Here is a 26,475-nt window from a genome sequence, read left to right on the forward strand (position 1 = left end):
TAGAAACGATAAAATCGTATCCATGAAAAAGAGCCGTCCTCAATTCGATCGAGGGCGGCCTTTATACGTGTACCTCATAAACAGTTAACGTCATGCCAAATAAGGCGAATGACCGTGCCTTTCCCTAAAGCCGTGTTGACCGTAATTTGCCCTCCCATGGCTTCAATCAGCCCTTTGGATATAGCCATACCAAGACCTGTCCCATTGGGTGTAGTAGAGGTATTGGTTCCCCGGTAATAACGCTCAAATAATCGGCTTACCGTATTTTCATCCATTCCTCTCCCGTTATCAGCAAATTCAATCGTGAACCCTTTACCACCTTCGCTGGATATAAGCGAGACGGTAAGTGTCGTTTCAGGCGGATTATGAAGCAGAGCATTGGCAGTCAAATTGTTAATGACCCTTTCTAGCCAAGGCGTATAAAGCTTAACGAAGATGTCGACAGGAGCAGGTCGGAACAAAATAGCTTCTTCCTTATAAAAAGGGTCGGTACCCACCTGCACTAACGTTTCCCGTAGCCAGCTATTCAACTCAATTTCCTCTGACTCCGGGGGATGGGCACCGCTTTTTAAGCGATAACTCATGGCAAGATCATTAATCAACATATCCATATGCGCGGATTTTTCCAGCATTGTACCCGAAAATTTACGAACTTCCTCTGCGGTCCAATCATATTGCGGCTCAGCCAGTAAGTGAGCGTAGCCCTTGATGGAAACGAGCGGTGTTTTCAGATCATGGGTGATCCCGGCAATCCATTCCTCTCTGAGACTATCGGTTTGCTGACGCAGTACCTGATCTCTTTGCAGCGTACCTGAGAGCTTATCAATAGAATCCATCACATCCGCAAAAATGAGGTAACGTCGCTTCCATTTGCCTGAACCCATCCGGCTGCGTTGAATGCCTCTATGATCAACAGGCTCTTGATATACGGATTTACCGAGTGCATCGAGCCAGGAGAGCATATGAAGTAACGGGACTCCGAAGCGATGCGCCTGCCATAGTGAGAGAAGCAGGAATAAAAGAAAAATAGCTGAGAACATGGCGATTATGGACTTTAGTATCGTTCTTTCTTCCTCAGGAGGAAGCCAGCTACTGCCTGTAGCAACACCGCCAGCATTCGGAAGACTAATGACCCATGTACGACCTTTTTCTTCCATATACTCGGAGGAAAGGTGGTAGCCGTATCTTTCACTGTACATGGTGCGAAGGGAAAGCTCCTGAAGAGTATAGGCTGTCGGTGCAGATGTTGGACGATTGTAGGAAGCAAGCTCCGACCCGGTTGCATCCAGTAACTGTATGTAGCCACCAAGCTGCTTGAGACGGGCAGTGACCTCATGGGGCAGTATCAGCTTTCCATTCGAAGATAATGTTCCCTGACTGCTCACTGTTTTTAATAGGGTTCCCATCGGATTAGGCTGACCATATAGCAGTGTGAAAGTTCGACCATTCTTCTCCTGAACCCAAAGAGAAAGCCCATAGGGGAAGGAGCGGGTACCTGTCCAATAAGAGACGAACTCGCCGGGTGCATATTTCTTCGGTACATCTTGCGGTGTATTGTAGGACTGGTTCACCTGCCCGTTTTCGTCAAGACTTTGCAGCCAGCCGCCGTTTTTCTTGACCTGCTCTAGCAAAAGTGGATCAAATCGTATACCGTCCTTGCCTATTTCGGAGGACGCTACAAGCTGTTCTAATCCAGTAGAGGCAAAATCATTGGAGAGGCGGATATCGACCAAGCGTTGATACGCCCAAAAGAACGTAACAGCAGCAATCAGGAACGCAAAAGCTTCAGCGGTAGCCAACTGAAGCACGAATCGCATCATTAGCTTGCGTTTAATATTCATAATCGTTGGGAACTCCCTATTTTCGCTTGTACCAGCTTATAGCCAAGTCCTCTAACATTTACGATAAAGCTTGGATTGGCAGGATCAGGTTCGATTCGTTCCCGGATGCGATGAATATGTACCATGACGGTATTGTCATCACTTAATGCTTCTTCTCCCCAGACGGCTTCATATAGCTCGCTTTTACTGAAAATTCGATTGGGGTTTTTGCATAAGAAAAGCAATAATTGGAAGACTAGCGCAGGACAGGCTACGACTGTTTGCTCAACACGAAGCTCGCCGGCTGTTTCATCGATCTGAAAATGTCCATAGTCATAAATGGCGTTCATTTTGCTGGAGGGCTGTGCAGATCCATATTCTGTGGTTGTATTATTAACGGTCAAGTAACGCCGTAGTTGTGAACGTATGCGTGCGACAACCTCTAACGGATTAAACGGCTTGGTAATGTAATCATCGCCGCCAACAGCGAACCCAGTCAGCTTATCAAAATCAGATTCCCGAGCGGTTAAAAACAAGATGGGTGCATCCGTCGTTTGACGGAGAAACGGACATATTTCGATTCCACTGCGTCCTGGCAACATGACATCTAATATGATCAAATCGTAGATTTTTCCTTCACAGGCAGTAATGGCCGCTTCACCTGTCATCACTGTATCGACATTCGTGTAGCCTTCCTTATATAAGACGGTCAGCATGAGCTCAAGAATGGATTGCTCGTCGTCGACAAGTAAAATGGCCGCATTATTCATGCTTTCATTCCTTTCTTCTCTATCTTTATTCCTTCCATCCATCATATCATGATTCCTCAGGGATGAATGAAGCGTTGTCTTAACGGAAGCTTAATTGTGCTCTGTAGATCTGAAAAAGAGTTAAGGCTTAGTTAAAGTGATGTTACACGGGATCTAAGACCGTCTTGTTAGAATGGGGTAGATAAAATAATAATATACACAAAAATGGGGGTGCAGCAGTGAAGAAGGCAACTAGTAAGAACAGAATGGAAATCTTCCACTATGGCAAAATGGTACTGGTGGCAAGTGCGTTTGCTGCTTTTATAACGGCATGCGGAGGAGGAGGGAACTCGGAAGTGGCCAAAGACATACCCAATGAAACAACAAATACAAAGGACCAAACGGTGAAGCCAGACGAGGTACCGGAAAAACTGCTTGAAGGCAAGTATGCGGAGGTTTATGACCAATTCAGCAATGAGTTTAAACAACAACTGAGCGAAGCCGATTTTGTAAAAATGGCTCCTGATTCTCTAGAGGATGTTGATTCATTTAAGCAGGCGTCAGTCATGAAACTCAATGGCAGCGAACAACGTTCATGGATAAGCGACTCAGGGAAAATAGGTCTGATCATTGTTTTTGATGAGAAGGGAACTATATTAGGGCTTCAAGCCAAGAAACTTTCCCCTTCGCCGGAAACAGACAATCGCCTGACCAAATTCAAATACGATTGGCCATTGAAGGGGGAATGGTTTGTTACCTGGGGTGGAACCAATGCGCTTGTGAATTACCACTATGAATATGAAAGCCAGCGATATGCCTATGACCTTATACAGAAAAAAGATGGCTATTCCTATAAAGGTGATCCGCTGAAAAATACAAGCTATTATGCTTTCGGCCAACCGATTCTTGCGCCGGCAAGCGGAACCGTGGTCTCGGTCGTAAATAACATTCCTGATAACGAACCTGTGGGCGTGATGAACGAGAAGGTGCCTGCCGGGAATGAAGTTGTGATTGACCATGGCGGGGAATATAGCGTGCTAGCTCATATGAAGAAAGGCTCTGTTAAAGTGAAGGTAGGGGATAAGGTGAAGAGTGGCGATGAAATCGGGCTACTTGGTAATTCAGGCAATTCCAGCGAAGCCCATCTTCATTTTCAGGTGTCAGACGGTGCAGATTTATTCAAGTCTCGTTCGATCAATATCAATTGGAAGAACCGAATTGCTCCTGTGCAGGGAGAGACAATAAAAGCCGAGTAATTTCAAAAAAATTCAAACGCTCAGACAAAGGTTGATCTTCAGTTTTATGATGATCAACCTTTGTTTTTTTGTTATCCGACAACAAGTTATTGAAAAATATCGTCCTCATTACAAAACAGAATGCGATCATCAAGATACGGACTGGTGGCGCAAATCGGTGGTCTATCAGGTTTATCCCTTTGACAAAACTCAGGCAGATCTAAACTGGGAAAATCCGAAAGTACGTCAGGAAGTCGTAAAACTGCTGGAGTTTTGGGCTGAAAAGGGAGTCAGCGGATTTCGGATGGATGTGATTAATTTAATTTCCAAAGATCAGCGATTCCTGAGTGATGATCGCAGCTCGGCTCCGGGCGACGGACGCAACAATCACTTTGCCCCATATGCTTCCTACATGTGGCTCATTCGTTAGACGAAGTTTATAGTACAGCAACAAGCATAGCCCCAGGTGGCAACCTGGGCTGCTACTTCATTAAATTAAGTGGGGCGGATTAGATGTCGATTGAAAGAGTACAGGTGGAACGAATTATAGAAGCCGTTGGCGGCAAAGATAATATTGAGGCAGCTACCCATTGTGTAACCCGTCTGAGGTTTGCCCTCTATGATGACAAACTGGTCGATAAAGATGCATTGGATCAAAATGCTTTGGTCAAAGGCCAATTTTCCTCACAAGGACAGTATCAAACGTGGTAGTAGTGCTTAATTATGTCTATCTTGAAGATACCACCATGTTCCAGTACACCGAGTCAAGGCATCGGCTGGACAAATTCCAATTTGTCAACTTTGCCAGACGTGCTCACGGGGATGAGAAAAAATCGGATGTATCCAGAAACCCTGTTTAAAAAAACACTTGACATGAAACGCGTTACAAAACTTAGAATCTAATTTAGAAACACTTTATAACACATTAGCATAAGGGGACAAGGTCCTACCCTGGTTAATGAAAAAACATAAGTAAAGGCGGAGAGAACATGAGTACACAGTTTCCAAAAGATTTCCTGTGGGGCGGAGCAGTTGCTGCTAACCAGCTCGAAGGCGCTTATCAAGAAGATGGAAAGGGCTGGTCTATTCAGGATGTAACCCCTCGTGGTGGTTGGGGATCTGTTACGGATGTGCCGACAGAAGATAATATGAAGCTTATCGGTATTGATTTCTATCACAAATATAAAGAAGATATCAAGCTTTTTGCAGAAATGGGCTTCAAGGTGTTCCGGACCTCCATCGCCTGGTCACGTATTTTTCCTAAAGGCGACGAATTGGAACCCAACGAACAAGGTCTGCAATTTTATGATGATTTGTTCGATGAGCTTCATAAATATGGCATTGAACCGCTCGTTACATTATCTCACTATGAAACACCGTTACATTTGTCCAGAGAATACGACGGTTGGGTAAACCGCAAGCTTGTTGATTTTTATGAGCGCTATGCTACAACGGTATTTAACCGTTACAAAAATAAAGTAAAATACTGGTTGACATTTAATGAAATCAACTCCATTCTTGAAGCTCCATTCATGAGTGGCGGGATTAGCACACCAAAAGATCAGCTTAGTGAACAAGACCTGTATCAAGCCATTCACCATGAGCTTGTAGCAAGTGCAAGAGCGGTAAAAATCGCTCATCAAATTAACCCGGATTTCAAAATCGGATGTATGGTGCTGAGTATGCCTACTTATCCGTTGACACCTAATCCAGACGATGTGATTGCTGCGATGGAATTTGACCACAGAAATATGGCGTTTGCTGATATTCATGCCAGAGGCCAATACCCAGGCTACATGAAACGTTTCTTTAGAGAAAACGGAATCTCTATTCATTTTGAACCAGGAGATGCCGAAGATTTGAAGCATACCGTTGACTTTATCTCGTTCAGCTATTACATGAGCACATGTGAAACGGCTGACGAAGCGAAGAAAGCGAAAGGTGAAGGCAACATCCTAGGTGGTGTCAGCAATCCGCATCTTGAGGCAAGCGAGTGGGGCTGGCAAATTGATCCGCAAGGCTTGCGTTATGTACTGAACACATTCTATGACCGCTTCCAAAAACCACTATTCATAGTTGAAAATGGTTTGGGCGCCGTTGACGAGCTGATCACCAATGAACAAGGCGAAAAAACCGTTGAGGATGACTATCGGATCAACTATCTGAATGATCATCTGGTTCAAGTTGGAGAAGCTATTGACGACGGAGTAGAAGTTATGGGCTATACGTCTTGGGGTTGCATCGACGTTGTTAGTGCATCGACAGCTCAGCTTAAAAAACGTTATGGCTACATTTATGTAGATCGTCATGATGATGGAAGCGGCACACTGGAAAGATACCGGAAGAAATCATTCCATTGGTACAAAGATGTTATCTCGACCAATGGTGCAAGCTTGCGACGGAAATAAAATGCTGCTTGCTTGATCAAGGCAGCAATTCAACAAAAAAGGATTTTATACAGCGACCGCTTCCTGCTATTGTGCAGGGAAGCGGTCGCTTCGTTTGGTTTACATCACGATCAGGCTTTTAGCTGATAATTTTATTACTGACGAGCGATTGTCAGAAGGGCTATGATACGGTGAGAAGCATATTCAGAAAGGAATGAATATATATGAAGCTTATGTTTGTATCGGATATTCACGGCTCGCTACATTGGTTACAGCTAGCACTGGAAAAGTTCAGGGTGGAAAAAGCGGACCGTCTTGTCCTGCTCGGAGACTATATGTACCATGGACCGCGTAATCAGCTACCGGAAGGATATAATCCGGCGGAAGTGGCGACTATGCTGAATCAGTACAAGTCTCATATTGCAGTGGCTGTACGCGGTAACTGCGATGCAGAAGTGGATCAGATGCTGCTGGAGTTCCCGATGATGGGCGATTATGCTTTATTGTACCATGAAGGTCGGCGCATCTATGTCACGCACGGACATGGCTTCAGCATCGGGAACTTACCACCACTGGAAACGGGGGATGTGTTCATCCAGGGACATACCCATATTCCGGTAGCGGATGTGGAAAAGGGCGTCTTCGTGCTGAATCCCGGCTCGATAGCGTTGCCGAAGGAAAACTATCCCCCATCCTATGGGCTATTGGAGGGACTGCAATTTACGGTTAAGGATTTTGATGGCGACACGATTAAAACGATCACATTTTCAGTGTAGTTCATTTTAGAGCTTGAATGGGATATGTTCAAAACTTTTGCGATCTGATTGAGACAAAGATCATATTATTGTATGATAGGAACGGAGTCCGTCCGTCTTGTTTATTAGACAACGTTTTCCAGTTACAGAAAAGACTCAACATTATGATGAAGAAAGAGAGCTTCAACACATGCAAATTAAGGATTCACATTATAAGATGCCGCCTGAATGGGCGCCGCATGAACGTACGTATATTTCCTGGCCTGTACAATCTTCCATGATTTACCCGGATTTGCATGCAGATGTGTGCAAGGGCTACGCTGGCATTGTACGCGCCATGGCTGAGTTTGAACCGGTTACCGTGGTCGTAAATCCAGCTGATTTAGAGAGCGTCCAAGCGTTCAAGTTCGGGGAACGGGTAGAGCTGCTACCGATAGAGCATAGTGATGCATGGCTGCGCGACAACGGTCCTACTTTTCTAACGAATGAGCAAGGGCAGTTGGCAGGTGTGAACTGGAAGTTCAATGCTTGGGGCGGCAAATACGCTCCGTGGGATCTGGACGATCAGGTAGCACCGCAAATTTTGGACACGCTTGGATTACCGAGGTTTGATGCACCGCTTGTGATGGAAGGCGGCTCACTGCACGTAGACGGCGAAGGCACACTTATTACAACAGAAGAGTGTTTGCTAAATCCAAACCGCAACCCGGAATTAAGCAGGGAAGAAATCGAACGGTATGTCTGCGAATATACAGGCGTTGAGAAAATGATTTGGCTGAAACGTGGACTTAGTGGTGACGAAACGGATGGGCATGTGGACAATATTGCTTGCTTTGCTGCGCCCGGCAAGGTCATTATGCAAGTATGCGATGATCCTATGGATGAAAATTACCAAATCACGCAGGAAAATTTGCGCATTCTGGAGCAGGCAACGGATGCAAAAGGCCGCAAGCTGGAAGTGATCCAAATCGGGCAACCTCCGCGCCTGGATTTTGACGACAGTCGGTTGACGCTGAGCTATATCAACTTCTATTTTGTGAACGGCGGGATTATTTTGCCCGTGTTTGGCGGCACTGCTGCTGAAAGCGACCGCGCAGCCGAGCAGGTGCTGGCAAATGTATTTCCGGAACGTACCATTCGTACCGTGGACGGCATGGCGGTCATCCGTGAAGGCGGTAACGTACACTGCACTACCCAGCAGATGCCCGCTGTAAATAATTGACCTATATAAACCCAAGAGGAGGACTGACGTGAGAAAAGTAAAAGTGGCAGCAACCCAAATGAGCTGCTCTACCAACATTGATGAAAATATAAGCAAAGCTGAGAAGCTGGTACGTGAAGCGGCTGCGCAAGGCGCGCAGATTATTTTACTTCAGGAATTGTTCGAGACTCCGTACTTCTGCCAGAAGGAAAAGTCCGATTATTTTGTATATGCAACCGAGCTCGAGCATAACAAGGCGGTCAACCATTTTAAGAAGATTGCCAAGGAATTGCAAGTTGTGCTGCCAATCAGCTTTTATGAGAAAAAAAACTACGCCCGCTACAACAGCCTTGCTGTGATTGATGCGGACGGTGAAGTGCTGGGTAAATACCGCAAGAGCCACATCCCGGACGGTCCCGGGTATGAGGAAAAGTTTTATTTTAATCCGGGGGATACCGGTTTTAAAGTGTGGAATACACGATATGCCAAGATTGGGATAGGCGTATGCTGGGATCAATGGTATCCTGAAGCTGCCCGTTGTATGGCGCTGATGGGTGCAGAAATTTTGTTCTATCCGACAGCGATTGGTTCGGAGCCGCAGGATTCTTCCATTGACTCCAAGGATCACTGGCAGATGTGCATGCTCGGTCATGCTGCTTCCAATCTGATGCCAGTTGTTGCTTCCAATCGTATTGGAATGGAGACAGATGAGGACTCCAGTATCACATTCTATGGTTCATCCTTTATTGCTGGGCCACAGGGTAACAAAATTGCAGAAGCTGGTCGTACGGATCAGGAAGTGCTTACTGCTGAATTTGATCTGGATGAGCTGGAAGTGGGGCGGATTGAATGGGGCATTTTCCGTGACCGCCGCCCGGAACTATATAAAATGATTGCTACCTATGATGGTGATTTAAAAGTATAACCTTTATACGAATATAGACAAAGTTCCCCTTACTGATAAGCCAAGGCGTTTTCCACATTCGGATTTCGCTCGGCTTTTTGGGAAGGGGATTTTTGGAATTCTCCGAGCACTTTGCAAAGCTACAAAATAATAATTTGCCCTATCGTACATGAGGTGTATACCCTTAAGTACGATTTTTTTATTTGGTATTCGATTTAAGATGAATATAAGAAATCTAAGTAAATTAGCAGGATGTTCATAATGCGAATTTTCTTTTTATGATATGAAGGGCGTGGTCAGTTGAAGAAATTCATTAAATATGTAAAGATAGAAGGGATTGGTTTTAATGACTAATCACACTTCCCAAGTCAACAAGTTTTTTAAATGGTGTATAGGCATTATTTTTGTTCTCATCATTATATATTTGTGCACACGGGTCAATTTTTTATTTAAACCGCTAACTTCTTTAATTAGCATTGTCTTACTTCCATTAATATTGTCTGTTTTTTTCTATTATCTTCTGCGTCCGTTGGTAGATGTACTGGAAAAACATAAGTTAAATCGTTCTCTTGCGATCATACTCATTTATATCGCCATTGCAGTTATTTTAGCTGTCTTTGTTGTTGGTATTTGGCCTTCCATACGTAACCAAATGATCAATCTGGTGGAGAGCGCACCCAGTCTATTTAGTACATTAAGTAAAAAAGTTCAAGAATTAGAACAGAACGGGGCACTTTCTGCCATTTTCCCGGGCGACGTTAATCCACTGTCACACCTAACCGAATACTTGAACAAAGGTTTCTTTTTAATTACGAATTATGTAACCGGATTGTTTAGTCTTGTTTCCAATGTAACAATCGCATTGTTTACCTTCCCTTTAATCCTTTTTTACATGCTGAAGGAAGGGAACAAATTCGGCCGCACACTGGTTAGTTTTGTCCCTAAACGCTTTCTAATAGCTGCAAACGAGGTTTTGGATGATATTGATAGTGCGCTTGGCAGCTTTATTGTGGGAAGGGTAGTTATTAACTTGGCACTTGGTGTGTTAATGTATTTGGGATTCTTATTAATCGGATTGCCATATGCACTATTATTAACTGTGGTTGCGGTGATTATGAATTTTATTCCTTTTGTAGGCGCCATTTTATCATCAATCCCTATTGTTATTATCGGCTTCATTCAGTCACCGACTGTTGCTATATGGTCACTTATCGTTATTCTTTTGGCTCAGCAAATACAAGACAATATCATTTCTCCTTATATATTCGGTAAGCAGTTGGATGTTCACCCTTTGACAGTCATCATTCTCGTGCTGATTGGAGGAGATTTGGCAGGAATTACAGGAATCGTGCTGGCGATCCCATTATACATGATTATTAAAGTCATCTTTAGCAAAGTATATTTGCTTTTTTACAGAGAAAAATGGGAAAATTTATAATTGATATTGAATATTTAGCATACGAATATCTATTTTTTCCCAAACGTACACACGTCCTCGCCCATGTGTACGTTTTTTTATCTCCATTATTTTGTAAAATGGTTTTAGAAACAGTTTACTTACTTTTAACTAAGCTACAAAGTGATAAAATATAAGTATGATTTTTTTGTAAACATTAAAGAGGTGGACTATGGGCAAAGAATCCAGGGAACAAGACCAAGATGTAGACTTAAAGATACACAATGGAGAAAATGATCGACTTGATATATCCAGAGTTCCTATTATACTATGGATCATTTTGATTTATCTCGACGGAATTATTTTTCAAAATGTTCCCCCACTATTACCGCTTCAAATTATAGTATTCACTTTTACAATGTTTCTGCACGTACTTTTGTACTGGCATGCTCGTAAAATTCTACAGTACTTTTCATGGATTTATTTTATTATTCAAGCAGTAATTATCTTTTCAAGCGCATTTCTCCTGCCTGAGAGTTTTCCGATTGTGCTGATTGGATTAATCCCCATTTTAATCGGGCAGAGCATAGGTATTTATTATCAAACGAAAAAAGTTGTGTTGGTGTTTTTTAGTTTCTATCTTCTTTTTTGTGTTGCTATTATATGGCACCAAGATGGCAAGAACTCCGTGCTGTTTATTGGCTTGCTCATTCTTATTGTTATTGTCGTAGTTGCATATGCTATTCTTTTTTTCAGGCAAGTCAATGCGCGGATTCGTATCCAAAACTTTCTTACTGAATTGGAGCTTGCACATCAAAAAGTGGAAGAGCTTACGTTGGCCAACGAGCGGCAACGCATGGCCCGGGATTTGCATGACACACTGGCTCAAGGTCTTGCTGGCCTGATTATGCAGCTGGAAGCCGTAGATGCCCATCTGACAAAAGGCAGCTCACAGAGAGCACATGAAATCGTTCAGCAGTCCATGTCCCAGGCACGCAAGGCGTTGGCTGACTCACGCCGGGCTATAGATAACCTGCGTTCAAAATCGGCCTCGGAAGTCGACTTTGCTGATGCAGTCCGGGAAGAAGTGCAGCGCTTTACGATGGCTACTGGAATCCGAACAACACTGGACATCAGGATCAAATCCTCGGTATCCAGGCTATGGATGGAACATGGGCTACATATCATAAGTGAATGTCTAACGAACGTAGCCAAGCATTCGCATGCCAAGAACGTATGGCTCTATATTTTGGATGCACATGGTACAATTTTTATAGAGATTCGTGACGACGGAAAAGGATTTAACCCGGATATTATCGCCAGACAAGCAGGACACTATGGATTAATAGGCATTCATGAGCGTGCGCGTTTGCTGGGTGGAACCATTAATATCAACAGCACAGTAAGAGAAGGGACGTCAATTAAAGTAGAGGCTCCCCTTACTAAAGGAGACGTATCATGAAATTTAAAATATTAATTGTAGATGATCATTGGGTGGTTAGAGAAGGGCTAAAGCTTGTTCTAGAGACAAATGACAGCTACGAAGTTGTTGGTGAAGCGGAGGAAGGGGAAACAGCTCTTACGATGATTGAGGAGCTTCATCCGGATGTAATACTAATGGACCTATATATGCCCCAAATGAGCGGGCTGGAGACGATGAAAGCTTTAAAGGAGAGGCAAAATGATACGCCGGTTATTATCCTGACTACCTATAACGAGGATGATTTAATGATTCAGGGACTGTCCTTGGGGGCGAAAGGATATTTATTAAAGGATACCAGCCGCGAAAATTTATTTCGGACTATTGAATCAGCATTAAGAGGAGAGACACTTCTTCAGCCGGAAATTACAGCAAGAGTTTTTGCTAAAACAAGTGAGAGAGAGCTCAAGAGCGAGCAGCGTGAAGAGCCTACAATCCTGACCGAGAAAGAAAGGAACATATTACAGTCTGTTGCACGGGGACTTAGGAGCAAAGAAATTGCGTTCGACATGGGGATTTCAGAGCGCACCGTGAAAGCACATTTAACGAACATTTACAATAAACTCGGTGTAGATTCCCGATCTGAAGCGGTGGCCGTGTCTCTGGAACGAGGCATTCTGCATCTTTAAAAATCGTAAATAAAAACATATATTCATTTTATTTTGCCCTATCGTACATAAGGTGCTTGCCCTTATGTACGATTTTTTTGTTTATAAACTGCTGTACTCTTAAAAGAGAATAAATGCAGTCTAAACCATGGATTGCTGAAACTGCTTAGAGGAAGTTGAGGAGGATGAAATTGTTGAATAGGACACGAATCAAAATGCTAGTCACGGGAATAACTTTCGCTATGGTGGTTTCCGGTTGCTCAAGCGCTTCGGAGGATTCCACTGTAAAATCCAGTCAGCCGGTAGAAATTCAAAAAGTAACGATGAAGCCTTTGGCTAATGAATTTAATCTGGCGGGAACATTGCAGGCCAGCAATCAAACCGCTGTTTCCTTAGAAGCGAATGGACGTATTTTAAATACAACGGTTGAAGTGGGAGATCAGGTACATAAAGGGGCTGTCCTTGCAAAAATGGACACAACCACTTATCAGTTGCAGCTTGCTCAGGCCAAGGCAACTATGGAGAAGGCGAAAGCCGGTGTTAGCCAAGCGGACGCTTCTGTTCAATCGGCACATGCAAGCATTCGTAATGCACAATCCCAGATTAATTCAGCCCAATCTAAATTGCAGGAATTGAACAATGGAGCCAAAAAACAGGAAATTGTACAGGCGCAAAATGCGGTTACTGCGGCAACCAATATGTACAACAAGAAAAAGGCAGATGCCGCCCGAACCCAAAGTCTATTTCAGGCAGGGGCCGTATCATTAACGGAAAATGAAAATGCGCAGCTGGAAGTAACGAACGCACAAAAAAGTTTAAGTGATGCGCAAGAGCAATTGTCCCTTTTGCTTGCAGGGGCTTCCCAGGAACAGCGTACACAAGCTTCGGCTGGCGTCGATCAGGCCAGAGCAGGGCTGGAATCAGCTATGGCTACTCAGCAACAAGGGCTAGCGAGTAAAGCTCAGGCACAGGCTTCCTACGAGGATGCGGTAGCTGCTTATGAGCAAACGGCTTTAGCTCTTAAGAAAGCTACTTTAACATCCCCCATAGCTGGTGTTGTAATTGAGAAAAAGGTATCTGATGGTCAACTGGGCTCCAGCGGGAGTGAGGCGTTTATTGTCGGAAATATTAGTACCTTAAAAGTGCTCCTCCCCGTACCGGATAGTGAAATCTTGTCGTGGAAGAAAGATCAAAAAGTAAATATATCTTTATATAATGAAATTAGAACAGGAACTGTTACCCAGATCTATCCATCGACTAACTCCAAAACGGGTAGCATCAATGTGGAAGTGAGCATTTCCAACCCCGAACTCAATTGGAAGCCTGGTCAAGTCATTAGTGCATCTAAAAGCATAAATCAAAACGAAGCGCTTTTAGTGCCCGTAGAGGCCGTAATTAGTACGGGAAATGAACCCTATGTCTTTAAGGCTGTAAATGGAAAAGCCGTTAAAACAGCGATTAAACTGGGGAAAGTGACTAATAATCAGCTCGAAGTTGTCTCTGGACTACAGGCGGGCGATCAAATCGTTACGCAAGGAGCAGGAACCTTATATAATGGTGATTTACTCGGGAATGATGTACTTGGGAAATCGGAGGAGTCGTCCGAATGATTAAATATATCGTTAAAAAACAGAAAATCACACTTATTTTCTTTGGCATGTGCTTTTTGCTAGGAATTTACAACTTTGCATCGTTACCTAAACAGGAGATGCCTGATGTTGTTCCTATGGGAGCCAGTGTCACAACCGTGTATCCGGGGGCCTCGCCTGAAAGAATCGAGCAAACCATTACGAAAGTTTTGGAACAGAAAATTAAAGAAGTGCAAGGTGTCAAAACGATTTCTTCCACTTCGTCAAAAGGCCAATCCAGTATAAATATAGAAGCTTTGAATGAGGCCGATCCGACAAAAGTATGGGCTGATCTTCGTACAAAAGTACAGGATGCACAGTCTGAGCTTCCGGACGATGCGATGCAGCCCATTATCAATGATAGCATGGCAGGCTCCTTCATCGGATCATACGCAATCACTTCTGATAACGTTGAAAATTTGTATGCGTTAAATGAGTTGATGAACACCTGGAAAGATCAATTAAAAACGGTTTCAGGTATTTCAAAAGTTAATATTCAAGGAATTCCAGAACAAGAAGTACGGATAAGCCTAAACACTCAAAAAATGCAGCAATATGACATCTCCTGGGAACAGGTCCTTCAAGCCATTAAAAATGAAAATGATAGAGTGCCTACAGGAAGTCTGGATTTCAATCAGCGTACCTATCAGCTAACGGTAGATGCTTCAACTGATCCGAATGTTTTAAATAACGTTCAGATTTCAAGCAACGAAGAAGGGTTTCCTATAGCCTTGAAGGATATAGGTACGGCCTCACTTGTTTTTAAAAAAACGGAGAGTTATACGTATGTGAATACCAAGCCTGCTATTTCAATCAGTTTGAGTGGAGATACAGGCACAGACGTACCAACGGTATCCAAAGCGGCGACAGCCAAAATCAACGAACTTGCGAGTAGCTTGCCAAAGGATGTACATTTTGAACTGCTGTTTGCTCAAAATGATCGCGTAAGTGAAATCTTTGGTAATCTGTCCAAAGAAATGATGATTGCTATTGCATCAGTTATTGTCATTTGTACATTAGGCTTAAACTTGCTGACCTCTGCATTTGTGGCCTTGGCTATCCCTGTTTCTATTGCCATCGGTTTTATTGTCTTGCCGATGACAGGAACGACGCTGAATCAAATTTCAGTCATCGGATTAATCATCGTACTGGGGATACTGGTTGATGATGCCGTTGTGGTAAACGACAACATTGAACGCCGACGCTCTGAATTTGGAGAAGATGCTACGGAGGCGGCAATTAAAGGAACGAAAGAGGTATCCTTATCAATCATTACAGCCACGCTGGCTACAGTTGCAGCATTTGCCCCGCTTTTATTTCTGCCGGGCAATATGGGAGACTTTATTAAACCGATCCCTACCGTTATTTCGTTAACGATGCTGGCTTCCATGATTATGTCGCTTACGATCATTCCTATTTTCCGTCAATGGTACGATAACCGAAGTAAGGGCAAAGAACGTAGCAAACCGACCAAGCCTCCGGGGCTCCTTGGCAATCAAATTCAGTCCCTCTCTAATGCATACGCTAAAAACTGGATGCCAAGAATACTGCGTCGACCACTTTTCACTGCGCTTATTGGTCTTATGATTGGTACGGCAGCTTATGGACTGCTTGCTATTGTGCCCATTCAATTATTTCCTGAATCGGACCAACCAGATGCCACAATCAACGTAACGATGCCAGAAGGAACGTCGTTGCAGGCAACCAATCAGGTTATAACTGAGATTGAGAACTGGGTTAAGAAGCAGCCAGAAACAGAACATCTGGCAGCAACGGCAGGTGGTGGAGCACCTCAAATGTACAGTGACATAGTAGCCGGTAGTGGCTCCGTGGGCGCGGTGCACGGTCAACTTGCTGTTGTTGGAAAAGAGGGCGTCTTTGATATCAAAAAAACAGTGGACAGCTGGACAAGTACACTGCAAGCCAAATATCCAGCAGCATTAATAAGTATACGTGTTCCTCAATTAGGTATCCCAGTCGGCAGCGCAGTGTCTATCCGTATTAAAGGAGAAGACCTTGGTAAGCTGCAAAACATGACAGCTAAAATAAAAGAAATCGTTGCGGGAACTCCCGGGGCTGTAGATGTGACCGATAACATGGGGATGCAAAGCTATAATTTGAATTTTCAAGTCAACCAGCAGGCCTTGGATAAATATCAGGTCAACTATTCCAACTTAACCCGCACTTTGTTGCTAATGGATGACGGAGTAAAGGTCACGGATTTTGATACGGGTAAGGAACTGCTTGATATCAATATGTACATGGATAAACCTAACCATGATCCTGAGGTATTATTCCAACAGCTGAGTGTCACTAATGCGGGAGGAGAGCAGGTCCCATTAACCCAGTTAGCCACGATGAAACCGGATTTTTCCATTCAGCAAATTCACCGCTATGATTTGGAACGGACGGTAACGATCTCAGCCAATGCAAATGGGCGTACGGCTACGGAACTCACCCAGGATATCCGCAGCAAGCTTACAAGTACACATTTCGATTCGGGGTATACTTGGGAAATGGACGGGGAAACATCTACGCAGTCCGATTTGTTTAAGGATTTGGGGAAATTAGCCGTTATCGTTGTTTTTCTCATTCTGCTCTTGATCACCATGCAGTTTTACTCGGTTTCCACACCGCTCATTATTATGACGACTGTTTACCTGGCAGCAGCAGGAGGAGTGCTTGGAAGCTTTATTACAGGTATGCCAATCGGCTTTATGAGTATCATGGGTATCATTTCCCTTGCCGGTATCGTCGTGCGTAATGGTATTGTATTGATCGAGTTTATTGAAGACGCGCGGCGTGAAGGCGCCGAATTAACAGAAGCCATCTTAATGGCATGCTCTGCCCGTTTTCGTCCGATCTTTCTCACCTCGCTAACTGCGATCGTCGGTATGATACCGATTGCTACGATGGGAGAAATTCTATTCAAGCCATTGGCAGCGACCATTATATTCGGACTGATTTTTTCAACCATTTTAACGTTGTTTGTAGTTCCGACTCTTTATATGGTCGTAGCTCAACTGAAGCTGAAACGGAAGCAGAAGAAAGAAATGGATGGCAAATAACGATAGCACATAATTATGCTTGAAAATTACCCGATCGTACATTAGGCTGTTGCCCTAATGTACGATTTTTTTCTTTTGCTGGCGTAGTACAATGAATAATTAAGAGAAGTCTTATTATTCAAAAGCAGTATAAACAGAATTTTAGATGGTACCAAAGGAGAGCATTGTATGACTGAAAACGAGCAGCACGGCCACATTCTAATATCAGATGATGTTCTATCCCAAATTACTGGTTTGGCGGTATTGAAAATTTCCGGAATATCAGCAATCTACGGAGGGATTTCAAAAGAAGCAATCAAACGTCCGAATAGAAAAAATTTCAAAAAAGGAATTTCAGTGACAGTAAGCCCGGATGAAACGATTATTGATCTCAAAGTAGTCGTCGATTACGGATGCTTCATTCATGAGGTGGCCCGAGAGTTACAGCAAAATGTTATGGAGGATATAACTACTATGACAGGATTATCAGCAGTCGTGGTGAACGTCAAGGTGGAGGGAGTTGCTCGCATACCGAATCCCTGAAGTGAAAGAGCCAACGGTCGTTCAAAAATACATCGAGAAGTTGGTAAATGATGAGATGGTTCAACGCGCTGTGGCAGACAGGGTTTGAAGGAAGCGGAAGTGAAGATACTTAAATTATCGGATGAATGATGAAACAAGGCAGACCAGAGAAGCTGACTGCCTTGTTTTAATTGTTTTATCGTCCTATTATTGGCACTGGATTCATCCATTATACGCGCGGGATAGCCTTAAGGCGGAAGGTAGAGCTGACAAAATCTCCTGTCAGATCCGAGACAACAAGCCCAATTTTCATTAAGCGGTCACCTCCAAAGATTTCGCCGCCGAACGCTTCGCGGAAGGGGGAACCACCGTCTTCCGCCAAGGTATTACCCGTATCTGCTGCACCGGTTTCGATCTTGTACTTTTTCTCTGGATCAAGTCCTTTTAAGGTTAATCGTAGGATTGGCCCATTGGGCTCAGCCAGTACGCGGAAATAAGCAACAAACGCTTCCGACTGGTCCTCGCTAACGAACATCCAAGCTGTATCGCCTCGGCCTTCAAACGGGCTAAGAAGCCGATACATATTCCCCTGCTGTACAAGGGAACGAATTTCCTTATACTGTGCGATTTGTTTGGCAGCGAGCTCTTTTTCTTCCTTAGTAAATGCAGTAAGGTCAAGCTCGTAGCCAAAGTTGCCACTCATTGCCACGTCACCGCGTATGGCGAGGGAGGTCATTCGTCCCACTTGATGATTGGGTACGCTCGATACGTGTGCACCCATGGTGCTGGCTGGATACACGATGCTTGTTCCGTACTGGATAGCCAATCTTTCAATTGCATCGGTATCGTCGCTGGTCCATGTTTGCGGCATATAGTAGAGCATTCCGGGATCAAACCGTCCGCCTCCTCCGGAACAGCTTTCGAACAAGATGTCCGGGAACCGGGAGGTCAGACGTTCCAGCAGATCGTAAAGTCCAAGCATATAACGGTGTGCGGTTTCCTTTTGCCGTTCGCTAGAAGCTGCAGCCGATGCAATCTCCGTCATATTACGATTCATGTCCCACTTGACATAAGTAATCGGAGCGATCGAAAAAACGGAGCTAAGTGTATCGTACAAATAGTCGCATACTTCCTTGCGGGAGAGATCGAGCACTAACTGGGATCGACCCTCCGTCCGCCGCCGCCCCTTAGCATGCAGGCACCAGTCAGGATGCTTGCGGTACAATTCACTATCAGGAGATACCATTTCCGGCTCTACCCACAAGCCAAACTGTAATCCTTGTTCATGAACCCTCTTGGCTAGGTCGGAAAGACCTCCAGGCAGCTTGCGGCTGTTTTCAAACCAGTCTCCAAGCGAATTATCATCGTTGTCGCGTTTGCCAAACCAACCATCATCCAGAACAAAGAGCTCAATACCGAGGGGGCCCGCTTCCTTAGCAATCGCTTCGATTTTATCGGCGTTGAAGTTGAAATAGGTAGCTTCCCAATTGTTTACGAGAATAGGGCGCTCTTTGTCACGATAAGCCCCCCTGGACAGTCGAGTGCGGTAGAGACGATGATAAGTGCGCGACATACCTCCAAGACCTTCTTCCGAAAAGACCAGAACGGCTTCGGGGGTCTGGAATGATTGACCCGGTTCAAGTCGCCAGGAGAAGTCAAAGGGATTGATTCCGATACTTACACGGGTTTGGTTGAACTGCTCTACTTCTGCCTGTGCGACGAAGTTGCTGCTGTAGACCAGACTGAAGCCGTACACATCTCCGCGATCTTCAGTTGCATCCGGACGAAGCAGTGCCAGAAAGGGATTCATCTGATGGCTGCTGGAGCCACGCCGGCTTTCCAACCGAATGGCCCCAGGTCCGAGGTCGCGGCGCTGGATATGTCTTTCTCGCACCCACGCTCCGGACAGGTAGAGAGCCTGGTAGTTGGAATCGGCGAAATCGACAGAGGCGCTCATTGCATGCTCAATATTCATGACAGCGCTTCCCTTATGCTCCAAAAGAGTAGACCGGGCAATAGCGCTGTGATTCGCAAATACGGTATAGAGCAGTGTCGTCTTAAGACCCGAGTATTTGTCCTCAAGGATTAGAAAGAGGGTTGCCGCTTCATCATCCGATTCCGCATAGACGGCAGGAAGCCCTTCGAGCTGTGGCTTACCCGCTACAATACGGTACCCACTATATTGTAGCTCCGTAATCCGGGTTCCGTCCGCGAGTGTAGCCTGGTAAGCAGGCTGACGAAAGTCGCTTGTTCCATACTGAGGATATTCCTGGGGAAGCGTATCCAGGGAAATCGTACGATTGGAAGGAACAGGATTGGGAGAAAAGGAGCACCGCTCCCTAAGCTCCAGTATACTTGCCAGACTTTTGTCATGAAGAAGTCGGGCTCCCCAATAAACATGTGCGGGATATCCTTCTACAAGCTGGATAATATAACTGCAATCCTTGGACTGCAGATGGAACAAACCAAGCGTCTCGTCTACATGAATGTTCATGGTATTCACTCCTTGAGGGTTCATCATATCAATTTGTTTTCATGTAAGGATTTTATCAAAAACATCGAGAATTTCACTTGCTGATTTTAGCCGTTTCTGCATGAACTCTCTCGTATGACAAGCTTAGTCCCGATCACGCTGTGTGCAGGTGGTTCACGTCCCTCAAACCGTTCAGAGAGCAGTTGAACGGCAGCCTTTCCCATCTCTTCGGGGTAGGCACGTACGGTGGTGAGCGGAGGCTGTACGAAGGCCGCCATCTCAATGTCGTCGAAGCCGACGACAGCCATATCCTCGGGCACCCGGATTCCATGTCCATGCAGGGCACGAAGGGCTCCGATGGCCAGCGGATCGCTTGCAATGAAGCAAGCCGTCGGTCTTTCCTGTTCGGTAAGGAGATTGTTCATCATCAGATATCCATCCGCGGTACTCCATGCGCCTACACGGACGAATTGAGGATTGTACAATCCCTGTTCCCGCATGAACCGTTCAAAATAATGCGCACGTCGCTCTCCATCGCTTTTGCCGCCGATAAACCCGATGTGTTGGTGGCCAAGCTCGATTAGATGTCCGAGTGCCTGATCAACAGCTTGACGGAAGTGGAGGCGTACAGAATCGTACTCCAGCTGTTCATGGTATTGGTCCACAAGAACAATGGAGTTCTTGTCGGGATGCAATTTGATTACCTCTTCAGGATCGACCCCGCCCACAACTATCAGACCGTCCGTCTTCTGCAAGGTGGAGATGGAAGAGCGGCCCCGCAGGGTCTGTCCCAACGTCAGGCCAAGCTCTTCACAGCGCAGCTCGATTCCACGACGGATCGAGGCGTAATACGGATCGTCCCGTTCCTCTTCAATGGAACACCACAACAGGAGGGAGACCGTCTTTCCAGCACGTTCCTTGTTCTGCTTTAATTGTCTCAGCCGGGAAGGCTTATACCCAAGCTGTTTGGCAATCGAAAAAATTCTGTTTCTGGTGTCCGGGCTCACAGCCAGAGACTGATCGTTATTTAAAACCCTTGAAACTGTTGCGGCAGACACTCCCGCTTCGTGGGCAATGTCTTTTATGGTTGCCAAAGAGCTCACACCTTTTTAGTTAATAATTTTACTAAAAATCAACTTCATCCTAACACATCCCCTTTATGCTTTCAAGAGGGCTGTTGAATTTACTTTTAATCTACTACTTTCGTCTTTTACATCTAGAGTAGGGCTGAGAGATTTCCTAACACCAGATCCGAACTTCCCGGTTTTCCTTGTTTTTGCCTGTCTGGGTGCTAGCTTTTTGTGTGAAAGATAGAGAATGTAAAGCAGCGTTTCTTTTAGAATTCGCTACTGATTTTGGTGGCTTATTTTTGCATACTCGGATCATTGTATATCCGAAATGGATCAGGTTGAAAGCCCTTAGGAATCCGCTTGTACAACCGACGAATTCATGTGGCCTGTCAGTCGTTGTGGAGGGAAAACCGTTCGCACTGGTGCAATGATAATAGCAGCGAATAAGACTTTGACCAGATCCCCGATAATGTAAGGATAGAAACCCTGAATCATGGCTTCGGAGAACGACATTTTATAGGCAAAGGCAAGCCAGGGCACACCTGAAACATAGATCAGCATTGAACCGAACATCTCAAATACGATAAATGCCAGAAAGTAACCGAAGAAGCCTTTCAGTTTGATTCGAGCGAGTAGCCATCCAATCAGGAGAGCGGATATGGGCCACATCATGACGTATCCTCCTGTAGGACCCAGAAGAACGGCCAGCCCTCCGGTTCCATGCAGAAGAGGGAAGCCAAGTGCAGTCAAAATAACGACCAGAGCAATGCTTAGAAAACCGTACAATGGGCCCAGCAATCCTCCAGCCAGCATCACGGCAAGAGTCTGCAATGTAATCGGGACAGGTGAGAAACCGATCGGAATGCTTATGTAACCGAAAAGGACAAGTATGGCTGCCATGAGCGCGCTAAATACAATACCTCGCAAAGATAATTTCATGTTTGAACATTCCTTTCGATTTTGGTAGTCTTATTGTTAACCAAATAAATATGATTCGGTTAACGATTTGGATCGTACCACAAATGAATCAAAAGGGAAAGGACCCATTTGCGATGCAAGACGTTGTACCATTAATCACGCTGGAGAATGCTCGTGTTCATTATGAGTCAGAGTCTGGACGTGTTCGTAAGGCGGTTGATGGTGTTTCCCTGAAACTGCATGCAGGAGAATGGATCAGTGTTGTAGGATCCAATGGAAGCGGCAAAAGTACGCTGGCCGGGCTGTTGATTGGGTTCACTCCGTTATCCGGTGGAGCAAGGCAGGCTTCTTCAGAACTTGTCGTTCGTGGAGTCCTGCAGCAGCCTGATGTGCAGGTGCTCGGTGACACCATTGAAGAGGAATTTCATTTCGCCTTATCTCCATTGCTTGGATCCGTAGACGAACAATTACGGCGTAGAGAACACGCATTACATACCGTAGGGCTTGACTTCTCGCCGGGAGCGGCAATCTCACAGCTGTCTGGAGGGCAAAAACAATTGCTCAACATTGCGGTAGCGCTGGCAGCCAAACCGGACGTACTCATTCTGGACGAACCAACAGCCATGCTGGATCCCGGTGCGAGAGAACGAATGGAAGCCATTATGCATGCCGTTGTCCGCGAGGGGACGGCGGTAATCTGGATTACACATCATCTGGAAGAAGCCACCTTGTGTGATCGAATCATTGCTATGGAACGAGGACGTTGTGTGTATGACGGAGTGCCTTCGTCCTTCTTTTATGGACGTGAGAAGGAGGTGATCCCTGCCAAAGAAGATGAGCAGCGATCACCTTGTGAGCGACTTGGGCTTGCTCCACCTTTCACTGTGCAAACGGCGCTTCTGCTGAAGCAGCAAGGCATGCTCCGTCATGCCGCCCCACTGCGACCTGAGCAGCTGGTTAAGGAGGTAGCCTGTTGCATATCGAATTGAATCATTTAAGTATAGCAGCGCCAGAACCCCATAAACGTGCACTGCTTCAGGATGTGTCCGTTACAATGAACAGTGGGGAAATCACTCTGCTGCTGGGTTGCACAGGGTCGGGAAAAACTACGCTGCTGCAAACGATAGCTGGCCTAACACCACCAAATGCAGGGAGTATTCTGCTGGATGATGAGCCCTTCTGGCAAAACGGAAAAGTGCCGCAGTCTATTCTTTTGCGGATAGGGCTGGTATTTCAATTCCCGGAGCAACAGCTGTTTGCCCGAAGCGTTCAGCGTGAATTCGCGTATTCTCTCCGTCCATATCGAATGACCGAGGAGCAAAAGAAACGCCAAATTGCCAGTACCCTCGAACAGTGGGACCCTCCAGCAGGCAAAGAGTCGAAGCGGCAGTTCAATCTGGACAGATCGCCATTTGCACTGAGCGGAGGAGAACGGAGAAGACTTGGTCTTGCATTGGGAACCGCTGTTGAGCCGCATTGGTTGCTTCTGGATGAACCCAGCGCCGGATTGGAAGCGCAAAGTGTAGTGCTTCTGCTCAAAGCGCTGGATCAGCATCGACATGCAGGCGGGGGAGCCGTTGTGGCTACGCACGACATGGATACGTTTTTGCCGCATGCGGATCGGGTTCTTTTGCTTCGGGAAGGGTGTCTGATCGCTGATCTGACACCCAAAGAACTCCATTCACGGCCAGACCTGCTGGAGCAGGCTGGGCTTGGGCTGCCACCTTCCATGCGGCTGGCACAGCAATTCGCCGCTGCAGGTATTGAGCTGCCTTTTACCGCATTGACGCCAGAGGAGATGGCTGAACATATCGTTTTTTCCAGGTTACATGGATGGGATGTGGTGCAGGAGTTCAAGTCGAATGACGAGCTGCGTGCAGCAGAAAAGATGGAACAGGAAAAGGTGCACACCAATGAATCGGCAACTTCTGCACTGGCTCAAGGTAGTAAAGCCCCAGAAATTACTAATCCGGCATCAGCGGACAGTCAGGCAGTTTCAAGCACTGGATTGTACGGTGCCATGGACCCGCGTCTCAAATGGATTTTGTATATTTTGCTTGCGACTGCGTCGATGCTTCAACATCGCTGGTTGGGACTGTCACTCACATTGGTGCCGGTAGCGCTGGCACTAGCTGCTCTGCCTCGACAAGCTCTGGCTGGCTGCGTGAAGTTAATGAAGCCGCTATTGTTGTTTTTTCTCGTATCCACGGCTTTGTCAGGAACAACTCTTTCAACAGAAAAGGGCGGTCTCCAATTCGGTTTCTCCCTGATGCAGGCGGAGGCTACTTTGCTGAATGTGTACCGTTTGTTTATTGTCACCTTGGCCAGTCTCTGGTTTTCGCTGACTACGCCTTATGGACGCATGGTGGAAGGACTGAACTGGGTGCTTGGTGCTGGCAAAAAATTGAGGCTTCCCGTTACCTCGTTTGCACTTGCTGTATCATTAATCTTTCGGTTCATCCCGATGATCTGGAGTGAATGGCAGCGATTCTCGCTGATTGTCCGGGCACGCGGCAAAGCTGCGCTACGACCAAATACGGTGCGGGTGCGGGATCTTGGACCGATGGTGATTCCCTTGCTGATGTCGCTGTTCCAGCGTGCGGAGGACATGACGATCGCGATGGAAATGCGGAAAGTTAGAGAGCATTCCCTGCTAGGAGCACGTTCCACCTTGCTGATATGGTCCAAGCGGGATACGATGATCTGTATCATAGGCCTTATTGTTTTTGCATTATTTATATCAATTCGGAATCTCTGAAGAAGAAAATTATTGCGACAGAACCAAACCTGAATCAGAGCCTGAAACGCAGTGCTTTTTAAACATCATGCATAAATGAATACGTTTTCGCTCAAAATAGGCTTACTTTGATATCTCAAAGCGGATAGGGAGGGGCAAAACGATGAAGGATAAATTTTTGCAGGAAGAAAGGCAAGAATATACGGATGTATCTACGGTGGAGTCACAGCAAAATGATCTGGCTCTCGAAGAGTTCCCTGAAGGTTCTTACGGTTCATCTCTGATGTCTGAATCTCTTGGAAAAAGCTCGCCGTGGCGAGTGGATCAGAGAACTGCGCATCGTTTTGATTATGAAAATCATGAATTGCATGAGGGGGAAGTTCGGGATTATCCCGGCCAGGACGTTTATGACGAATCTGTTCCCAATAACGTGACCAAACCTCAATATCCAGAATGATTAGTCATGATATGATGTTATAAATAGATGATAGCCTCAGGCAGGATAATCTTGCCCGGGGCTATTTTTAGTTATACTGTTCGAAAACAAACTTTTGCAAATTCCACAATATGGGTTATCATAAGCGTAACCAAAGACGAGTTATCGAAAAGGAGAGACTTGCATGAATCCCATTTTAAATCAAATTGGTACTGTGTTTATCCCTGTCAGTGACATTGAAAAAGCGCGCGATTGGTACTGCGAGATATTGGGGTTGCCTGCGGATGGAGAGATTTTATTTGGACATTTGTACATTGTTCCGATGAATGGAACACGTATTGTGCTGGACAGCAAAATCTATGCCGAGAATCATACGTTTAAAACGCCAGCATTTCATTTTGATACTCATAATATTGAAGAAGCCTATGCATTTATGCAATCTAAACATGTAAATATAACGACAACCATAAAGCATGACCAATGGTTTAACTTTCAGGACCCAGACGGGAATCTGTTGATGGTATGCAAGTGTTAAATGAATAAATGGTAAGCTCTTGATGAAGAGTACGATGATACTTTCTATTTCTAACAGTTGCAGTACGCGGCTTGTGCAGAGTGAAAATACAAAAAAAAACGTGGTATATAATAATTGAAGTGAAATTCAGTCTTCTTGGATAGTGTGAACCAGACAGAAGCCTAATAACAATATCAATGCAATCGCTTACATTTTATAAACTTCCGTTCTGTAAAAGGAGGGTATGTCATATCATCACATATTAGAACCTCAGGAAGTGAAGCGTTGGAAACCAATGCCACGAATTATGGCCTCCTTAAAGGCTCTGTATAGCGCAGATCAATACCCATACGTATGGGGGGAACAACCGAACGGCGCTTCGCAATGCGGCCACCTCGGACAACAAACATCTATGGACTTCCGAGTATGGGGACGGGAACGCCAGTGGATTGACGATGTCACGGACGATCCTAAAGGACATACGCAATATGGGCGCAAGTGCCTGGGTTTACTGGCAGGCAGTTGACAGTGCTGAGGGATGGGGATTTTTCAAGAACGTACTTAATGACACACAGACGACCAGCTACACTGTGAA

The 26,475-nt window shown here is 45.3% G+C and carries 21 protein-coding genes and 3 pseudogenes; 19 read left to right on the forward strand and 5 right to left on the reverse strand.

The features are described from left to right. Nucleotides 1-74: 74 nt before the first annotated feature. Nucleotides 75-1,841 carry a sensor histidine kinase gene (locus ACIFO6_RS08730; RefSeq protein WP_430040023.1) on the reverse strand — a complete coding sequence of 589 codons (1,767 nt, stop codon included), beginning with the start codon at nt 1,839-1,841 and terminating at the stop codon, nt 75-77. Beyond that, the gene (locus ACIFO6_RS08735; protein ID WP_430040024.1) at nt 1,838-2,590 is read right to left on the reverse strand and encodes a response regulator transcription factor; all 753 of its coding nucleotides are present in this window, start codon (nt 2,588-2,590) and stop codon (nt 1,838-1,840) included. Before ACIFO6_RS08735 ends, ACIFO6_RS08730 begins: the two co-directional genes overlap by 4 nt. Before the next feature lie 218 nt (nt 2,591-2,808). On the opposite strand from ACIFO6_RS08735, the gene ACIFO6_RS08740 reads away from it, so the two are divergent. The 14 genes and pseudogenes from ACIFO6_RS08740 (at nt 2,809) to ACIFO6_RS08805 (ending at nt 17,753) form a co-directional block, all read left to right on the forward strand. Next, nucleotides 2,809-3,825, forward strand: coding sequence for a peptidoglycan DD-metalloendopeptidase family protein (locus ACIFO6_RS08740; protein ID WP_430040026.1), 1,017 nt, complete (start codon nt 2,809-2,811; stop codon nt 3,823-3,825). A 49-nt stretch (nt 3,826-3,874) separates the two neighbouring features. Beyond that, a pseudogene (locus ACIFO6_RS08745) lies at nt 3,875-4,186 on the forward strand (alpha-amylase family glycosyl hydrolase); the annotation flags it as partial. Nucleotides 4,187-4,317: 131 nt separating this feature from the next. Beyond that, nucleotides 4,318-4,506, forward strand: a pseudogene (locus ACIFO6_RS08750) (PTS transporter subunit EIIB); the annotation flags it as partial. Continuing rightward, nucleotides 4,506-4,664: pseudogene (locus ACIFO6_RS08755) on the forward strand (trehalose operon repressor); the annotation flags it as partial. The pseudogenes ACIFO6_RS08750 and ACIFO6_RS08755, both read left to right, overlap by 1 nt. Before the next feature lie 129 nt (nt 4,665-4,793). Beyond that, a complete protein-coding gene (locus ACIFO6_RS08760; RefSeq protein ID WP_430040028.1) occupies nt 4,794-6,212 on the forward strand; it encodes a glycoside hydrolase family 1 protein in 1,419 nt (472 codons plus the stop codon). A gap of 203 nt (nt 6,213-6,415) precedes the next feature. Then, entirely contained in the window at nt 6,416-6,967 is a 552-nt protein-coding gene (gene yfcE / locus ACIFO6_RS08765; protein ID WP_430040030.1) for a phosphodiesterase, read from the forward strand. 169 nt (nt 6,968-7,136) lie between these two features. Next, on the forward strand, nt 7,137-8,168 hold the full coding sequence (locus tag ACIFO6_RS08770; RefSeq protein WP_430040135.1) for an agmatine deiminase family protein: 1,032 nt from the start codon (nt 7,137-7,139) through the stop codon (nt 8,166-8,168). 28 nt (nt 8,169-8,196) lie between these two features. Then, nucleotides 8,197-9,072, forward strand: coding sequence for an N-carbamoylputrescine amidase (gene aguB / locus ACIFO6_RS08775; protein WP_430040032.1), 876 nt, complete (start codon nt 8,197-8,199; stop codon nt 9,070-9,072). A 325-nt stretch (nt 9,073-9,397) separates the two neighbouring features. Beyond that, on the forward strand, nt 9,398-10,489 hold the full coding sequence (locus tag ACIFO6_RS08780; RefSeq protein ID WP_430040034.1) for an AI-2E family transporter: 1,092 nt from the start codon (nt 9,398-9,400) through the stop codon (nt 10,487-10,489). Between the two features lie 190 nt (nt 10,490-10,679). Further along, complete coding sequence (locus tag ACIFO6_RS08785) at nt 10,680-11,909, forward strand: histidine kinase (RefSeq protein ID WP_430040036.1); 1,230 nt, start codon at nt 10,680-10,682, stop codon at nt 11,907-11,909. Continuing rightward, a complete protein-coding gene (locus tag ACIFO6_RS08790; RefSeq protein ID WP_430040038.1) occupies nt 11,906-12,556 on the forward strand; it encodes a response regulator in 651 nt (216 codons plus the stop codon). The genes ACIFO6_RS08785 and ACIFO6_RS08790 overlap by 4 nt, the downstream gene beginning before the upstream one ends. Nucleotides 12,557-12,720: 164 nt before the next feature. Next, complete coding sequence (locus tag ACIFO6_RS08795) at nt 12,721-14,145, forward strand: efflux RND transporter periplasmic adaptor subunit (RefSeq protein ID WP_430040040.1); 1,425 nt, start codon at nt 12,721-12,723, stop codon at nt 14,143-14,145. Beyond that, nucleotides 14,142-17,231 (forward strand): efflux RND transporter permease subunit, encoded by a 3,090-nt coding sequence (locus ACIFO6_RS08800; RefSeq protein WP_430040042.1) that lies wholly within the window; start codon nt 14,142-14,144, stop codon nt 17,229-17,231. Before ACIFO6_RS08795 ends, ACIFO6_RS08800 begins: the two co-directional genes overlap by 4 nt. Nucleotides 17,232-17,399: 168 nt before the next feature. After that, nucleotides 17,400-17,753 (forward strand): Asp23/Gls24 family envelope stress response protein, encoded by a 354-nt coding sequence (locus ACIFO6_RS08805; protein ID WP_430040044.1) that lies wholly within the window; start codon nt 17,400-17,402, stop codon nt 17,751-17,753. 208 nt (nt 17,754-17,961) lie between these two features. On the opposite strand, the gene ACIFO6_RS08810 is transcribed toward ACIFO6_RS08805, so the two are convergent. From ACIFO6_RS08810 to ACIFO6_RS08820, 3 genes are all read right to left on the reverse strand, one after another. After that, on the reverse strand, nt 17,962-20,226 hold the full coding sequence (locus ACIFO6_RS08810) for an alpha-galactosidase (protein ID WP_430040046.1): 2,265 nt from the start codon (nt 20,224-20,226) through the stop codon (nt 17,962-17,964). A gap of 86 nt (nt 20,227-20,312) precedes the next feature. After that, a complete protein-coding gene (locus ACIFO6_RS08815; protein ID WP_430040048.1) occupies nt 20,313-21,299 on the reverse strand; it encodes a substrate-binding domain-containing protein in 987 nt (328 codons plus the stop codon). 324 nt (nt 21,300-21,623) lie between these two features. After that, complete coding sequence (locus ACIFO6_RS08820) at nt 21,624-22,214, reverse strand: biotin transporter BioY (RefSeq protein WP_430040050.1); 591 nt, start codon at nt 22,212-22,214, stop codon at nt 21,624-21,626. 83 nt (nt 22,215-22,297) lie between these two features. On the opposite strand from ACIFO6_RS08820, the gene ACIFO6_RS08825 reads away from it, so the two are divergent. The 5 genes from ACIFO6_RS08825 to ACIFO6_RS08845 all read left to right on the forward strand — a co-directional run bounded on the left by ACIFO6_RS08825 (nt 22,298) and on the right by ACIFO6_RS08845 (nt 26,406). Further along, nucleotides 22,298-23,182, forward strand: a complete 885-nt coding sequence (locus tag ACIFO6_RS08825; RefSeq protein WP_430040052.1) for an ATP-binding cassette domain-containing protein — start codon at nt 22,298-22,300, stop codon at nt 23,180-23,182. Further along, nucleotides 23,167-24,951 carry an ATP-binding cassette domain-containing protein gene (locus ACIFO6_RS08830; protein WP_430040054.1) on the forward strand — a complete coding sequence of 595 codons (1,785 nt, stop codon included), beginning with the start codon at nt 23,167-23,169 and terminating at the stop codon, nt 24,949-24,951. Before ACIFO6_RS08825 ends, ACIFO6_RS08830 begins: the two co-directional genes overlap by 16 nt. Nucleotides 24,952-25,093: 142 nt before the next feature. Beyond that, entirely contained in the window at nt 25,094-25,387 is a 294-nt protein-coding gene (locus ACIFO6_RS08835; protein WP_430040055.1) for a hypothetical protein, read from the forward strand. A 163-nt stretch (nt 25,388-25,550) separates the two neighbouring features. Further along, nucleotides 25,551-25,901, forward strand: coding sequence for a VOC family protein (locus ACIFO6_RS08840; protein ID WP_430040057.1), 351 nt, complete (start codon nt 25,551-25,553; stop codon nt 25,899-25,901). 223 nt (nt 25,902-26,124) lie between these two features. After that, a complete protein-coding gene (locus ACIFO6_RS08845) occupies nt 26,125-26,406 on the forward strand; it encodes a hypothetical protein (RefSeq protein ID WP_430040059.1) in 282 nt (93 codons plus the stop codon). The last annotated feature ends 69 nt before the right edge of the window (nt 26,407-26,475 follow it).

The organism is Paenibacillus sp. NRS-1781 (genome assembly GCF_050467745.1).
Classification (GTDB): Bacteria; Bacillota; Bacilli; order Paenibacillales; family Paenibacillaceae; genus Paenibacillus; species Paenibacillus terrae_A.